Genomic DNA, 14,972 nt, shown 5'->3' on the forward strand with positions numbered 1-14,972 from the left:
GCCGCGCCAACGGCGGCGCCGCGCGCTACTTCCTGCCGATGCCCGTGTAGACGAACCCCATGCCGCGGAGCTCGTCCGGCTCCCAGATGTTGCGCCCGTCGAAGAGCGTCGGGGAGCTCAGGATGCGCTTCAGCCGGTGGAAGTCCGGGCGCCGGTACTCGTGCCACTCGGTGACGACGACCAGCGCGTCCGCGCCCTCGGCCGCGCCGTACATGCCGTCGCTCAGGAGGATGCGGTTCCCGTAGATGGCCCGCACGTTCGGCATCGCCTGCGGGTCGTGCGCCTGGACCGTCGCGCCCGCCTCGAGCAGCGCGTCGATGAGCGTGAGCGCCGGCGCCTCGCGGATGTCGTCCGTCTGCGGCTTGAACGCGAGCCCCCAGACCGCGATCGTCTTCCCCTTCAGGGCGCCGTCGAAGTGGGCGCTCACCTTGCTGGCGAGCAGCCGCTTCTGCCGCGCGTTGATCCGCTCGGTCGCCCGGACGATCTCCAGATCGTGCCCGACGGAGCCCGCGGTGTAGAGGATGGCCGAGAGGTCCTTGGGGAAGCACGACCCGCCGAACCCCGGGCCGGCGAACAGGAACTTCGTGCCGATGCGCGGGTCGGCCCCGACGCCCTTGCGCACGAGCTCGATGTCCGCGCCGACCTTCTCCGCGAGCACGGCCAGGTCGTTCATGAACGAGATGCGCGACGCGAGCAGCGCGTTGGCGGCGTACTTGGTGAGCTCGGCCGAGCGCGCGTCCATGAGCTGGATGCGGTCGCTCGCCCGCACGAACGGGTTGTAGAGGTGGCGCAGGATCTCGCGGGCCTTCGGGTCGTCCGAGCCGATGATCACGCGGTCGGGCTTCATGAAGTCGTTGACCGCGTCACCCTCCTTGAGGAACTCCGGGTTCGACGCGACAGCGAACGGCTGGGTGGCGTTCGCGCCGATGATCTGCCGGAGCCGGTCCGCCGTGCCGACGGGGACCGTGCTCTTCGTGGCGATCACCTTGAAATTGTTCAGGTTCTTGCCGATCGTCTCGCCGACGGCCTCGACGGCGGAGAGGTCGGCGGAGCCGTCGTCCGCCTGGGGCGTACCGACGGCGATGAAGACGATCTCGGCGTCGCGGATGGCGCCGGCGACGTCGGTGGAGAACCGGAGCCTGCCGTCGCGGGTGTTCTTCGCGATCAGCACGTCGAGGCCGGGCTCGTAGATCGGCACCTCTCCGCGCTTCAGCATCTCGATCTTGGCAGCGGACACGTCGACGCACGCCACGTCATTCCCGAAATCCGCGAACCCCGCGCCGGCGACGAGGCCGACATACCCTGTTCCCACGACGGCAAGCTGCATGGGCGGGACGCTACCACGACCCCGGCGCCGTTCGAGCCGGCAGTCGCACGGAGTGTGGCCTCCGATCGATCTGTCCCGCTCCTCTCGCGTGCGAGCGCGCGCCGAGCCTTCGTGCTGCCCTTGCCCTGCCCGCGAGCCGAGGGGCTGCCGGGCGCCTGGCGGTCGTGGCGCCGTGGCGCCGCGCGGCTCAGGGGTGGACGAACACCACGGTGCCGGTCAGCGAGCGCGCTGCGCCGTGCCATCCCGGCGGGACGGCCGGCTCGGTCCAGAAGAACAGGCGGCGGGCGTCCTCTGGAGACAGGTTGATGCAGCCGTGGCTCTTGGGCCGGCCGAACTTGTCGTGCCAGTACGCGCCGTGCAGCGCATACCCCTCCTCGAAGTACTGCACGTAAGGCACGTCGCGAAGCTCGAACTCCTCACCGACGGTGTCCGAGTCCATGGTGCTCGTGACGAACTTCGTGTGGATACGGAAGATCCCGCGCTTGGTCGCGGTGCTGGACTCGTGGTCCTCGAGCCCCGCCTCGCCGCTCGAGATCAGCGTCGCATAGACGGGCTTCGTGCCCTCGTAGGCGACGAGCACCTGCTTCGTGATGTTGACGTCGAGCCACTTCTCGCCGTTCTTGCCCCAGGCAGGCATCTTCTTGGCAGGGTCGATGCGGCCGGCGTGGCGGTCGTCGACCCAGTCGCCGTCCTTCGTCTCGTAGTGCAGCTTGCCGCCGAAGAACTGCTGTTTGCCGGTGAGGGGCACGGCGGAGCGCCACTCGAGCTCTCCGCCGTCGACGAGCTTCTTGCCCTCGACGCGCCATCGCTTGCCCCCGGCGCGGCGCACGAGCGCGAACGGGAAGTCGATGTCCTTGCCGATCTCGACGCCGTGGAACTCGGAGCCGCGGATGGGGCGGAACCGGTCGGCCGGGACGACGCGCAGATCGGTGGTGACGTTGTAGCGCCGGCCCTCGTGGAGGAACGACTCGAGGAAGGCCATCCCGTTGCGCCGCGAGACCTCGTCGATCTTCACGGCGTCAGCGGCCTTGATGAGGCCGGAGAGGTTGGGGGCGCGCCGGCCGTCGCGCAGGTACCAGGGGATCTCGCGATCGGTGATGCGCTGCGCGAGCGCGTCGAGCGCGGGCGGGGCGGGCTCGGCGCTCCATTTGAGCCAGACGTCGAGGCCGTAGGTGGCGCCGCTCTCCTCGTCCTTGGCCCAGCGATCGAGGTGCTTCTTGAGGCTCGGCTCGAAGCGCGCGACATCGTCCTCGGTCGGGATGCGCGCGTAGGCCGGGCCGCCGCGCGTGACGGTCCCGTACATGTACGGGAGCTTGTGGGTGACGTCGGGGCGGCGGGCCGTGGCGCGGACGATCTCGTCGTCGAGGTCGAGCGTCGCATCGGGGCCGACGCACACGTAGCCGAACGGCTTGATCTTGCGGAAGCCCCCGGGGCAGCCGGACGTGCCGGCGGGCTCGGGATCCATCTCCACGACCGCGCCGGCGCGCAGGAAGCCGACGGGCTTCGCGTCGGCGCTGGGCCGCGCAAGGACGCGGGTGAGCATCGAGGTGCTGGCGAGCCGCGGGCGGCCCTCGGGGACCGGCGCCGGCGGGGTGGCGACGCCGCCGAGCGAGACGATGGGCGGGCCCGCGGGCAGGCCGGGCGGCGGCTCATCCTCGGCCGGGGCGGGGGAGGCGAGGGCCGCGGGGGAGGCGAGGGCGGCGGCGGAGGCGCCCTGGGCCTTCTGGCCTCCGGCGGCGCCGGGGAGCTCGACGGGCGCGTCGGCGGCGCTCCCGGAGCGCCCGCAGGCCGAGAGGGAGGCGGCGAGCGCGAGGAGCGCGAGCGCATGGCGGCTCGCCGCGAGCGTGGCTGCGGCGCGCGTTCGAGGCGGCGTGTCCATGGCGCGCCGACCCTAGTGCACAGGAGGGGGAGGAGGGCCAGTTTTCGGCGGTCGGCTGGAGGTGAGCTCTCGGCGCCTCACCTCGGATCAGGCGCCGAGAGCCGCCCTCGATGCGCCGCGACGTCGGCGACGGCGGCCGCGTCGTCGCGCACGATCAGGGTGAACGGATACCGCTCTTCACCTCTCGCGTCGGGATCGTAGGCCCCGGTGGGCAGCGCGGTCACCACGAGCGTTCGTTTCCCGTCCGCCGCGAGCTTCAGCGCCGCGGAGCCGGACGACAGGTCCAGGATCTCGCCGTCCGAGTCGGGCGTCAGACCGGGGACGGCCTGGACGACGAAGCGGCGCCTGGCGTCGCCGGGCGCCTCGAGCGACACCCGGAGCGATCGCGGCGTGTCCGCTCCTGCCGAGAGCTCGATATAGCTGGTGCCGAGCAACATCGGCGCGCGCTCGCGGACGTCGATCCTGCCCGGCCTGGCCTCGACCTGGGCCGCAAGCGAGAGCTTGGCCGCCGCGAGGTGCTCCAGACCGCCCGCGAAGTGCCGGAAATGGCGATCGTCGATGTGATCGCCGGTGTACCAGCGCCAGCGCGCGAGCTCGGGGACGGCCTCGACATAGCTCATGCCCGCCGCCTCTCGGAGCATCGCATCGAGCGCATCGACGAAGTCAGGCTCGTTGGGCTGCGCGCCGTCGCCTGCGGCGGGGGCGTCGCGCGACCCGAGCCACATGCGCGAGACGAACCGCGGATCGCCGTCGAAGAACCGATCTTTGAGGTAGAGCAGCACCATGGAGGCGCCGTACATCGACCATGTCTCGTAATGGTCGTTGTGGTCGATCGCCCATTCCGGGTGTCTCTGGAAGTCGGCCAGGCCCTCGCCCGCATAGCGATCCGCGCGGACCTGGTCGAGGAACGTCGCCGACATCTCGAAGACGACGGGGCTCTCGCTCCAGTCGTCCGCGGCCTGCGAGGCGTGGGCCATCTCGTGCACCACGGTCTCCTCGAGAGCGGAGCCGCCGTAAGGCCCCCACGGATCGACGATCATGGTGGGGTGCCGGTCGTCCCATGAGGTCGACGGCTCGCCTCCGAGGACGTCGACGAGGCAGCTGCGGTGGCCTCTCCACACGAACACATCGAGCGCGTCGTCCGGCCCGCACTCTCCGCCATCGCCGATGGGCGGGCGCATGCCGATCTGGCGCACATGATAGTCCCAGCCCTCCTCGACGAACGCGAGGACCTGGCGCGCGGTGTCGCGCTCTTCCGCCTTGTAATGGTGCACGAGCACGGGGAGGGTCGAGGATCGAAGGGAGAAAGGGAACATCTCCTCGAAGTCGGCTCGCCCACAGATGCTCTCGCCTTCCGGCAAAGGGTGCTTGTACTCCGACGGTGTGGCCGGGGTCATGTCATCGCCCTCTGTGCCGCAGCCGACGGGCCCGAGGCCGAGCGTGAAGCAAGCCAGCCAGGGAAGGGATCTCCGCATCGAGGCGCTTTAACCGAGCCTCTAGGGAGCTTGCAAGGAGCGGCCGCCAGCATGGCCGCGCTGGGCGAGCAGCGGAGCAGCACCCGGCTGCGTGCGTGCCAGAGGTGCTGCCCTCTCACCGCGGCTGTCGTGCTAGGCGGACTGGTCGAGCTCTCGCAGGATGTCGCGGAGCGCCTGGGCCTCGGCGCGCTCGAGGACCAGGGGCGCCGACACGCACGTGGGCGCGTGGTCGCGATACTCCACGGGCTGGAAGGCGGCGAGCGCACCGGACGCGGTATAGGCGAGATCCAGGCGCACCGCGGAGGTGTCCGGCTCGCCCTCCCCATCCAGGGCGAAGGGGAGCTTCGCGATGGCGGCGAAGTCCCGCCTCTCCAGGGCGGCAGTGAGCGCTCCGATCGGGCAGGTGAAGTAGCGGAACCCTTCTTCCACCTTCTCACCCGTGGGCGTGTACACGGTCTCGCTCAGGATCAGCCATTTGCGGCGGGTGGCGAAGCGAGGGTCGGCGCGCATGAAGTCGGAAAGATCTTGGATCTCCATCGCGCGTTCATACCTCAACCGGGCCCAGGATCTCCACCGGTCCGTCGGGGCAGATCACGCTGTTCGGTCATCGCACACAGGAACGCAGGGTGGGTCGTCTCGACGCCTTCTCCCTGTGACATGGCCCCACGGTGGGGGCGATGAGGGGCTACGACCGTCCGAACCTGAGCAGCAGCCCGAGCCAGCCCTTCGCCAGGTAGAGGAGGTTGATCAGCACATACACCCAGAAGAACACGTCGAGCCGGTCCGCGAGCGCGAACGCCCAGATGTGGCTCGGGTAGTGGTTCAGGAAGCGCAGGAACGTCATCACGAGCCCCGCCGCCCGGGCGGCGGGCGACCGGGGCCGCTCCTCCGTGGCGGTCTCGTAATAGGCGGAGACCGAGGTCTCCTTGCCGCTGATCTCCGGGCGGCGGACGAAGTTCGTGAGCGAGATCGCCGAGGCGATCACCGCGACCCCGACGACGCCGGCGAGCAGGAAGCGCGGGTCTCCGCCGGGCCAGCGGCCGCCGTCCAGCCCGAGGCCGCCGGCGCTGAAGAGGCGCATCGAGAGGGCGCCCGAGAGGAGCACCGCCTTGAGCTCGTCCGTGAAGAAGTCGAAGAGGTGGCCCTCCTTCGACGCGAGCTGCTTGTGGCGCGCCAGCATCCCGTCGGCGCAGTCGAGCAGGTAGCTCAGCTCGAGCACGGCGACGGCGACGAGGCCCCCCGCCGCCGTGGGCAGCGCGACGAGCAGCGCCGCCGCGACGACGAACACGGCGAGGTTGAGCAGCGTCACCTGGTTCGGCGTGATCGCGGTCCGCGCGAGGAGCGCGACGACGCCGCCGGCGAGCGGGCGCATCAGGTAGGTGTTGAAGAGCTGATCGTGCTTCTTCCGCGTGGCCAGGTAGATCCGCTTCGCTTCGCCGAGCATGGCCGGCGCATCCTAGCCGAGCGGCTCCCGTCTTGCTCGGGCGGCAGCGGCGCTTTCGCCCCGACGGATGGATCCGCCCGCCGTCCGGTCAGCGTCGCGCCGGGCGCGAGGCGGGCGCGCCCCCGTCCAGCGGCTCGTCGCTCCAGTCGACGGCGATCGAGTCCTCCTTCGCGGCCTCGGGGCGCACCCACTCCTTGGTGATGGAGGCGCCGCTCACGGGCGGCTCGTCGCTCCAGTCGACGGTGATGCCCGTGATGCCCTCGACAGCGGTCGAGACGCTCGCGGGGTGCACCGGGATCGTGGCGGGCCCGCTCTCGTCCGTGGCGCCCCGGGGCGACGGCTGCTCTCGCAGCGTGATCGCGTCCGGAGCGAGCGCGTGCGCGAACCGCGACGCGCGCGGCGGCGGCTCGCTGCGCAGGAGGGCGCGCACGTCCTCCAGCATCTGGCGCGCGTCGGGGTAGCGCTGGTCGCGGTCGAAGGCGAGCGCGCGATCGACGACGAGGCACACGTCGCGCGGCGCGTGGGGCGCGCGCTGCGCGAGCGGCGGCGCCGGCTCCCTGCCCATCTTCAGCAGGAGGTCGAAGTCGGTGCTCGCCTCGTGGACATGGCGGCCGGCGATCAGCCGGAACATGGTGGCGCCGACCGCGAAGAGGTCGGCGCGGGTGTCGATGTCGCGGCCCTTCGCCTGCTCCGGCGGCATGTAGGGCGTCGTGCCGAGCACCAGGCCCATCCGCGTGAGCTCCCCCTGGAGGCTGGAGTCCTGGCGGATCCGCGCGAGCCCGAAATCGAGGACCTTGATGCGCGGGACGCCGCCGTGCGCGGGCGAGTCCGCTGCGCCGTCGCCGACGACGTACAGGTTGGGCGGCTTGATGTCGCGGTGGATGATCCCCTGCGCGTGCGCCGCGGCGAGCGTGTCGAGCACCTGCGCTGTGAAGCGGAGCACCTCGGCCAGCGGGAGGCCGCCGAGGCGGCGCTCGCGCTCGGCGAGCGACTCGCCCTCGAGGAGCTCCATCACCAGGAAAGGCGCCCCGTCCTCGGCGACGTCGATGTCGCGGATCTCGACGGCGCCCGGGTGGCGGAAGCGGTTCGCGGCCTGGGCCTCGCGCTCGAACCGGTCGCAGATCTCCTTCGATTTCGCGGCCTGCGGGTGCAGGATCTTGAGCGCGTCCCGGCGGCCGATCCGGTGGACGCCGACGTAGACGGCGGCCATGCCGCCGGCGCCGAGCAGCCGCTCCAGCGTCCACTTGTTGCGGATCGTGGTCCCCACGCGTTGTGAGGCGGTTTCGCTGCTCATGGGGTCCTTCCGCTCATGGAAGCGGCGCGGCCGCACGCGGTCAAGCGTATGCTCCGCGCGGTCGCGAGGAGAGCGATGGTGAAACCGGGCAAGCAGAGCGGGCGGCAGTACACCGAGGCCGAGGTGCGGGCCATCCTGGAGCGCGCCCTCCGGGACGCGCAGACGCGCGACGTGAGCCATGACGAGCTGGTCGCGGCGGCCGAGGAGATCGGCATCTCCCGGGCCGCGATCGAGGCCGCGTCGCGCGACATCGAGCATGTCCAAGGCGAGGAGGAGGCGCGCGTGGCCATCCTCGCGCGCCGGCGCAAGGAGTTCCGCTCGCACCTGTTCTCGTACCTCCTCGTGAACGCGTTCCTCTTCGCGGTGAACGCGCTCACGGACGGGCCGTGGTGGTTCTTCTGGCCGCTGCTCGGGTGGGGCCTGGGGCTCGCCTTCCACGCGCTCGGCGCGCTCTCCAGCGACGTGTCCCCGCCGCAGATCCGCGGGGAGCTCGAGCGCAGCGCCGCGCAGGCGCGGAAAGAGCAGCACCGGCGGCTGAAGGAGCAGCGCGAGGCCGAGCGCCGCGAGCGCAAGGAGCGCCTCGAGCAGAGCGCGGAGGATTTCGGGCACGCCGTCGAGGAGGGGGTCGCGACGGTGCTCTCGCGGATCGCGAAGGAGATCCGCGGGAGCGCGCCGCCGCCGGCGCCGGTCGAGGGCGCGTCGAAGAGGTCGCGGATCGCGCCGCTCGACGCGGACGAGGCCGAATCGGAGGAGCTCGGCGAGGAAGAGGCGGAGCGCGCGGCCCGGCGAGGCCGCGGCGGGCGCTGACGGCGCGGCGCCGCACGTGTGGCGGTAACTTTTCGGGAGCGGCGCGTGGCCTATCGCTCGACCACCGCGAGCGGCGCGAGCGGCGCGTGGCCACGGCGGGCGGCGCGGGCGAAGGCGCCGGGCGTGATCCCGAAGGCGCGCCGGAAATGGCCGTGCAGCTGGCTCTGATCGCAGAAGCCGAGCGCGCTCGCCACCTCGCTCACCGGCCTGCCCGCCGCCAGCCACGCGTACGCGCGCGCCATGCGCATGCGCAGCACGTAGGTGTACGGCGGGATCCCGTGCTCGGCGCGAAACGCACGGCACAGCTGGTAGCGATCGAGCCCGGCCGCCGCCGCCAGCTCGTCGAGCGAGAGGGCCTCGCCGAGGCGCGCGTGGATGAGCTCGACGGCGCGCCCGAGGCGGCCGCGCGCCACGCCGGCGTGTGGCCGCGCAGCGGCGCCGTCGAGCTGGCGCACCAGCGCGTCGAGCGCCTCGGCCACGACGACCTGCCGCGTGAGCGGATCGGGCCGCCCGCGGTACGCACGGTGGAGGGCGAGCAACGGTCGGCGATCGGGATGGCGCCGCTCGAGCAGCGGCACCCGCAGCGAGAGGCTCGGCCGCAGGCCGCGGCGCTCGGCCTGCTCGCGCACCAGCGCCACGTCGAACGTCACGATCTGGAAGCGCGCCGGCCCGTCGCGCCGCAGATCTTTGTGCACGCTGCCCGGCGCGTCGAAGTGCAGGTCGCCCGGCGCGCTGGCCACGCCGCCGCGGCGCGACCAGAACTCCGCGTGCCCGCGATGGATCAGCGCCACCGCGTACGTCTCCTTCACCGCGCACCACAGCCGCTCGTCGGCGTCGACGAGCAGCGAGCGCACCCCGGGCACGTCGGCGTAGGCGCGCAGCTCGGTGCGCACGGGCGCGGCGTCTCTAGGCATCCACCGAGCGTAAACCGACGCCAGCGGTCGCGCTCTCCGGAGTTTGCGCACGAACGCCCGAGAACGACGCTGGCGGTCGCGCGCGCGCCAACGTTGGCGCAATGGCGCAAGGAAGCCCAAGACGACGCCGCGGTCGGACCGCATGCTCGCGCTCGATAGCGAGGAGCCCACGCAATGCAGGAATCGTCCGCCGCCCCATGCTCGCCGCGCGTCGCCGCCAGCGCCGCGTTCTTGTGCTTCGCCCCCGTCATGGTCAGCTTCGCCGTCGCCCCCGGCGCGCGGTGGCCCGAGTACCCGGGGCTCGCCTTCCACCTCGCGGTCTTCGCGCTGGTCCCGAGCCTGCGCGCGCCGGAGTGGGCGCGGATGGCCGGCTACGGCTGGCTGTTCCTCGACGTGACCACCGGCGTGATGGCGCTCAACGACGTGCCCCACGCCGTCGCCGATCCGGTGCGGCTCGGCGCCCACATCTTCGCCGGCATCTGGATCGTGACGGCGTCGCGCGCCGCCTCGCTGCCGGTGAAGCTCGTCGGCGTCCCCGCCGGCGCCTGGCTCTTCGCCTACAGCTTCGTCTCGCCCTTCTTGCCCCCGACGGTGCTGGCGCCGGCGTCGATCTTGATGATGGTCTGGTTCGCGCTCATCGCCTGGCAGAACGGCAGCCAGCGGCGCGTGTGACGCAGCCGCGCGTCAGAGCTCGGGGAGATTCGGCACGGTAGGGTAGGGGGGCCAACCGCCTTTGCGGTGGGTGGGGGGTTAAACGCCTTTACGAAGGCAAGTGCCCACTCGCCCCAATGTTCGATGGCCATGATCGTAACTCCCACTCTGACCAGGTCTGACCGGACTCCGCGTCGAAGACGGCGCGCTGAAACGGCGTCCAGCAGCGCGTTGATGGTCTTGTTGAGCGACCTGCGGTCGAAATCGAGCGGGCCCCGGCTCCCCTCGAGCTTGATATCGATGTCCGAGCGCTTCACGTCGAGGTGAATGGCCGCCTTCGCGTCGCCGTCCAGGCGCACGAGGGGGTAGACATCGGGGCTCTCCTCTCGGGGTTGGAGACAGGCCTCTGTGAGCCTCGCTCCGGCAGCATGTGCGGTCTCGGGGGCATCTCACCCCGCCCTCCGCGCGCTTCACCCCTTCATCCGGAAGGCCAGAAGAGAACCCGACAGGCATCTGTCGATTTCTTTCGTCGAGCGCTCGCCCAGGTCGCCGCGGGCCTTCGCCTGGCGCTGCTCCCGCACGCCAGCCGCCGCCCCTCTCGCTTTCGCCTCTCCCCCCGGCGGGCTACCCTCGACGGGATGTTTCACCCCGTCGTCGATCGGTGGTTTCGTGACCGCTTCGGCGCCCCCGCCCCCGCCCAGGAGCGCGCCTGGCCGGTCATCGCGGCCGGTCGCGACGCCCTGATCAGCGCGCCGACCGGCGCCGGCAAGACGCTCGCGGCCTTCCTCTTCTGCCTCGACCGGCTCGTCCGCGACGCGGCGCGAGGCGCCCTCGAGGACCGCACGGACGTCCTTTACATCTCGCCGCTGAAGGCGCTCTCCCACGACGTCCACCGCAACCTCGAGCAGCCGATCGCCGAGATCTCGGCGGCCATGGAGGCGGCGGGCCTGCCCGCGCCGGGCATCCGGGCCCTCGTGCGGACCGGCGACAGCCCCGCGCAGGAGCGGCGCGCCATGGCGGCCCGGCCGCCGCACGTGCTGGTCACGACGCCGGAGTCGGCGTTCATCCTGCTGACCAGCGCGTCGGGGCGGCGCGCGCTCTCCGGGGTGCGCACGGTGATCCTCGACGAGGTCCACGCGATCGCCGGCGACAAACGCGGCGCCCACCTCGCGCTCTCGCTCGAGCGGCTCGAGGACCTCGTGGTCGGCCAGGGCGGCGCCCGGCCGCAGCGCGTGGGGCTCAGCGCCACGGTCCGCCCCATCGAGATCGCCGCCCGGCTCGTCGCCGGCGCGCGCGAGCTGCCCCAGATCGTCGACGTCGGGCAGCGGCGGGACCTCGATCTCGCCATCGAGGTGCCCCGCGACGAGCTCGGCGCGGTCTGTACGCACGAGCAGTGGACCGAGATCTACGACCGCATCGCGGCGCTCGCGGAGGGAGCGCGATCGACGCTGGTGTTCGTCAACACGCGCCGCCTCGTCGAGCGGGTCGCGCACGCGCTCGGCGCGCGGCTCGGCGAGGACGTCGTGGCGGCCCACCACGGCAGCCTCTCGCGGGCCCGGCGCCTCTCGGCCGAGCGGCGCCTCAAGGCCGGGGAGCTCCGGGTCGTCGTCGCGACCGCGTCGCTCGAGCTCGGCATCGACGTCGGCGCGGTCGATCTCGCCTGCCTCGTCGGCTCGCCGCGGTCGATCAACGTCGCCCTCCAGCGCATCGGCCGCTCGGGCCACGCCCTCGCCGCGACGCCGCGCGGGCGGCTCTTCCCGCTGACGCGCGACCAGCTCGTCGAGTGCGCGGCGATCGTGCGCGCCGCGCGCCGCGGCGAGCTCGATCGGATGACGTCGCGCGAGGGGCCGCTCGACGTGCTCGCGCAGCAGATCATCGCCGCGTGCGCGTGCGAGGATCGGGACGAGGAGGGGCTCTACGCGCTCGTCCGCCGGGCCGCGCCTTACGAAGGCCTCTCGCGCCGCGACTTCGACGCGGTGGTGGCCATGGTCTCGGGCGGCGCCGCCGCGGCGGACGACGGCGCGTCCGCGGCCCGTGGCGCGCGGCAGCGGGCCGGGTCGCTCGTCTACCGCGACGCGATCGGCGGCCGTCTGCGCGGGCGGCGCGGCGCGCGGCTCGCGGCGCTCACCTCGGGCGGGGCGATCCCCGACATCGCGGCCGTCGACGTGGTGCTCCAGCCCGACGGCACCAAGGTCGGCACGCTCGACGAGGACTTCGCGATCGAGTCGTCCGGGGGCGACGTCTTCCTGCTGGGCAACACCTCCTGGCGGGTGCTCCGGCTGGAGGGCGGCCAGATGTGGGTCGAGGACGCCCACGGCGCCGCGCCGACGGTGCCGTTCTGGCTCGGAGAGGCGCCGGCGCGCACGCCGGAGCTCTCCGCCGAGGTCGCCGCGCTCCGCGCCGAGGTCGCCGCGCGTCTCGACGAGGAGCGGGCCGAGGGCGCACGGCCGGCGGCCGAGCGGGGCCAGGGCGGCGAGGCAGCGCGGGCGGCGCGGTCCCGGGCGGCGCGCTGGCTCATGGAGGCGTGCGCGCTCGACGCGCGCGGGGCGCTGCTCGTGCGCGACTACATCGAGGCGGGGCGCGCGGCGCTCGGCGCGGTCCCGGGCGGCGCGACCGTCGTGGTCGAGCGCTTCTTCGACGAGGCCGGGGGGCAGCAGATCGTCGTCCATACGCCGCTCGGCGGCCGCGTGAACCGCGCGCTCGGGCTCGCGCTGCGCAAGCGCTTCTGCCGCTCGTTCGATTTCGAGCTCCAGGCGGCGGCGACCGACGACGGCGTGCTGCTCTCGCTGTCGGCGGAGCACGGGATCCCGATCGAGGAGGTGCTCGATCTGGTCCGCCCCGAGGGCCTCGAGGAGGTGCTCGTCCAGGCCGCTCTCCAGGGCCCGATGTTCCGCACGCGCTTCCGCTGGGCCGCGTCCCGCGCGCTCGCGCTGCTCCGGTTCCGCGGGGGCCGGCGGGTGCCTCCGGCGCTCCAGCGCATGCGCGCCGACGACCTCCTGCTCTCGATCTTCCCCGAGCAGCAGGGCTGCCAGGACAACCACGGGCTCTTCGCGCACGTCGATCCGCCGGATCACCCGCTCGTCCGCGAGGCGCTGCGCGACTGCTTGACCGAGCTGATGGATGTCGAGGGGCTGCGCGCGCTGCTCGTCGGCCTGCGCAGCGGGGCGATCCGCGTCGTCGCGCTCGACACGCCGGAGCCGAGCGTGTTCTCCCACGAGATCCTGAACGCGAACCCCTATGCGTTCCTCGACGACGCCCCGCTGGAGGAGCGCCGCGCGAGGGCGGTCCGGGTGCGGCGCGGGCTCCCGGCGGAGGTCGCCGAGCGGCTGGGCGGGCTCGACCCGCAGGTCGTCGCCGAGGTGGTCGCCGAGGCGCGGCCGGACGTGCGCGACGCGGACGAGCTGCACGAGCTCCTGCTCGACCGGGTCGCGCTCCCCGCGGAGGAGGGGATCCGGAGCGGCCTCGCGAGGCACTTCGAGGCGCTCTGCGCCGCGGGGCGCGCGGCCGAGGTGGGCGCCGCTCCGGGCGCGGGCGTGCCGCGCGCGCCGCGCTGGGTGGCGACCGAGCGGCGGCCGCTGGTCGAGGTGATCTGGCCGGAGGCGGTGTTTGCGCCCGACGTCGCGGTGCCGCCCGCCGTGCGCGGGGCCGCCGGGGCGGTCGATCGCGGCGCCGCGATCACGGCGCTCGTCCGCGGCTTCCTGAGCGCCGCGGGGCCGATCTCGACCGAGGATCTCGCGTCGCGGCTCGACGTGCCCGCGTACGAGGCGCTGTCCGCGCTCGCGCGGATCGAGCTCGCCGGCGGCGCGCTGCGCGGGCGCTTCCTGCCGAGCGCGCCCTCGCGGCCGGCGCAGGCCGCCGCGGGCGGCGGCGATCCGGCGCAGGCCGCCGCGGGCGGCGGCGATCCGTCGATCGAGTGGTGCGACCGCCATCTCCTCGCCCGCATCCACCGCCGCACCGTCACCGGCCTGCGCAAGGCGATCGAGCCCGCGACCGCGGCGGAGCTCCTCCGGTTCCTCCTTGCGTGGCAGGGCGTGCGGCCGGGCACGCAGGCGCGCGGGCCGGGGGGCCTCGGGCGGGTCATCGAGCAGCTACAGGGCTTCGAGCTCGCCGCCGGCGCGTGGGAGCAGGCGGTGCTGCCCGCGCGCGTGGCCGGCTACGACGAGGGGCTGCTCGACGCGCTCTGCCTGTCCGGCGAGGTGGCGTGGGGCCGCGTGGTCCCGCGCGACGCGGCGGCGCCCACGCGCGCGGCGCCGATCACGCTGGCGCTGCGCCGCGATCTCCCGTGGCTCCTCGCGCCGCGGGAGGCCGAGGGCGCGCCGCCGCCGGCGTCGCTCTCCGAGGCGGCGCAGGGCGTGCTGTCGTTCCTGACGCGCGCGGGCGCGTCGTTCTTCGACGACCTCGCCGTCGGCGTGGGCAGCGCGGGCGGCGCGGGCCGCTCCCGGGACGAGGTCGAGGAGGCGCTCTGGGAGCTCGTCGCCGCGGGGCTCGTGACCGGCGACGGCTTCGCGGCGCTGCGCTCGCTGCTCGGCGGCGGCGCGGCCGTCGCGCTGGGCGCGGGCCGCCTGCGCGGCGGGGCGCGCCGGGGCGGCCCCGTCGCGTCGGGCAGGTGGTCGCTCCTGCGATCGCGGCCGGACGCGTTCGCGCCCGCTGTCGGCGAGGGCGCCGAGGGCCCCGACGTCGTCGAGGCGCTCGCGCACCAGTACCTCCGCCGCTACGGCGTGGTCTGTCGCGAGCTGCTCGCGCGCGAGCCGCGGCCGCCCGCGTGGCGCGACCTCCTCCGGGTCTACCGGCGGCTCGAGATGGCGGGTCAGCTCCGGGGAGGGCACCTCGTCGCCGGCTTCGTTGGCGAGCATTTCGCGCTGCCCGAGGCGCTCGACGCGCTCCGCGCCGTCCGGCGAGAGCCCCTGTCCGGCGAGATCGTGCAGCTCTCGGCGTGCGACCCGCTGAACCTGGTCGGCATCGTCACGCCGGGGCCGCGGGTGCCGGCTGCGCTCGGGAACGTGGTCATCTACCGCGACGGCGTGCCGCTCCTGCCCGTGGCCGCGGCCGCGCCTGGCGGGCCGGGACAGTCGATGTCCGCTGCCGCGGGAGCAGCGATGTGAGGGCGGCGGCCCCAGCCTTCTCGCCTCGCCAGCGGAGAGAATTCAACGCCAAGGCGCCAGGACGCCAAGCCGCAAAAAT

General features: G+C 73.4%; 10 protein-coding genes. 3 read left to right on the plus strand and 7 right to left on the minus strand.

From position 1 onward, the window contains the following. Positions 1 to 25: 25 nt before the first annotated feature. The 6 genes from WME95_RS15665 to WME95_RS15690 all read right to left on the minus strand — a co-directional run bounded on the left by WME95_RS15665 (position 26) and on the right by WME95_RS15690 (position 7,419). On the minus strand, positions 26 to 1,327 hold the full coding sequence (locus WME95_RS15665) for a UDP-glucose dehydrogenase family protein (RefSeq protein ID WP_437909162.1): 1,302 nt from the start codon (positions 1,325 to 1,327) through the stop codon (positions 26 to 28). Between the two features lie 187 nt (positions 1,328 to 1,514). Next, positions 1,515 to 3,206, minus strand: a complete 1,692-nt coding sequence (locus tag WME95_RS15670) for a L,D-transpeptidase (RefSeq protein WP_437909163.1) — start codon at positions 3,204 to 3,206, stop codon at positions 1,515 to 1,517. Between the two features lie 77 nt (positions 3,207 to 3,283). Further along, positions 3,284 to 4,681, minus strand: a complete 1,398-nt coding sequence (locus tag WME95_RS15675) for a hypothetical protein (RefSeq protein WP_437909164.1) — start codon at positions 4,679 to 4,681, stop codon at positions 3,284 to 3,286. Between the two features lie 132 nt (positions 4,682 to 4,813). Beyond that, positions 4,814 to 5,218 (minus strand): hypothetical protein, encoded by a 405-nt coding sequence (locus tag WME95_RS15680; RefSeq protein WP_437299832.1) that lies wholly within the window; start codon positions 5,216 to 5,218, stop codon positions 4,814 to 4,816. A gap of 148 nt (positions 5,219 to 5,366) precedes the next feature. Next, complete coding sequence (locus tag WME95_RS15685; RefSeq protein WP_437552657.1) at positions 5,367 to 6,125, minus strand: CDP-alcohol phosphatidyltransferase family protein; 759 nt, start codon at positions 6,123 to 6,125, stop codon at positions 5,367 to 5,369. Between the two features lie 88 nt (positions 6,126 to 6,213). Further along, positions 6,214 to 7,419, minus strand: coding sequence for a serine/threonine-protein kinase (locus WME95_RS15690; RefSeq protein WP_437909165.1), 1,206 nt, complete (start codon positions 7,417 to 7,419; stop codon positions 6,214 to 6,216). A 75-nt stretch (positions 7,420 to 7,494) separates the two neighbouring features. Here WME95_RS15690 and WME95_RS15695 point away from each other — a divergent pair, with 75 nt between their 5' ends. Then, the gene (locus WME95_RS15695) at positions 7,495 to 8,226 is read left to right on the plus strand and encodes a 2TM domain-containing protein (RefSeq protein WP_437909166.1); all 732 of its coding nucleotides are present in this window, start codon (positions 7,495 to 7,497) and stop codon (positions 8,224 to 8,226) included. Between the two features lie 50 nt (positions 8,227 to 8,276). Here the strand turns inward: WME95_RS15695 and WME95_RS15700 are convergent, their stop codons facing one another. Beyond that, entirely contained in the window at positions 8,277 to 9,140 is an 864-nt protein-coding gene (locus tag WME95_RS15700; RefSeq protein ID WP_437909167.1) for a helix-turn-helix transcriptional regulator, read from the minus strand. 174 nt (positions 9,141 to 9,314) lie between these two features. On the opposite strand from WME95_RS15700, the gene WME95_RS15705 reads away from it, so the two are divergent. Continuing rightward, positions 9,315 to 9,812: a hypothetical protein gene (locus WME95_RS15705; RefSeq protein ID WP_437909168.1), complete on the plus strand. Its 498-nt coding sequence runs from the start codon at positions 9,315 to 9,317 to the stop codon at positions 9,810 to 9,812. A gap of 617 nt (positions 9,813 to 10,429) precedes the next feature. Further along, on the plus strand, positions 10,430 to 14,893 hold the full coding sequence (locus tag WME95_RS15710) for a DEAD/DEAH box helicase (protein ID WP_437909169.1): 4,464 nt from the start codon (positions 10,430 to 10,432) through the stop codon (positions 14,891 to 14,893). Positions 14,894 to 14,972: the final 79 nt, after the last annotated feature.

The sequence above is a fragment of the Sorangium sp. So ce327 genome, from assembly GCF_051530205.1.
In the GTDB taxonomy this organism is placed as follows: Bacteria; Myxococcota_A; Polyangia; order Polyangiales; family Polyangiaceae; genus Sorangium; species Sorangium cellulosum_B.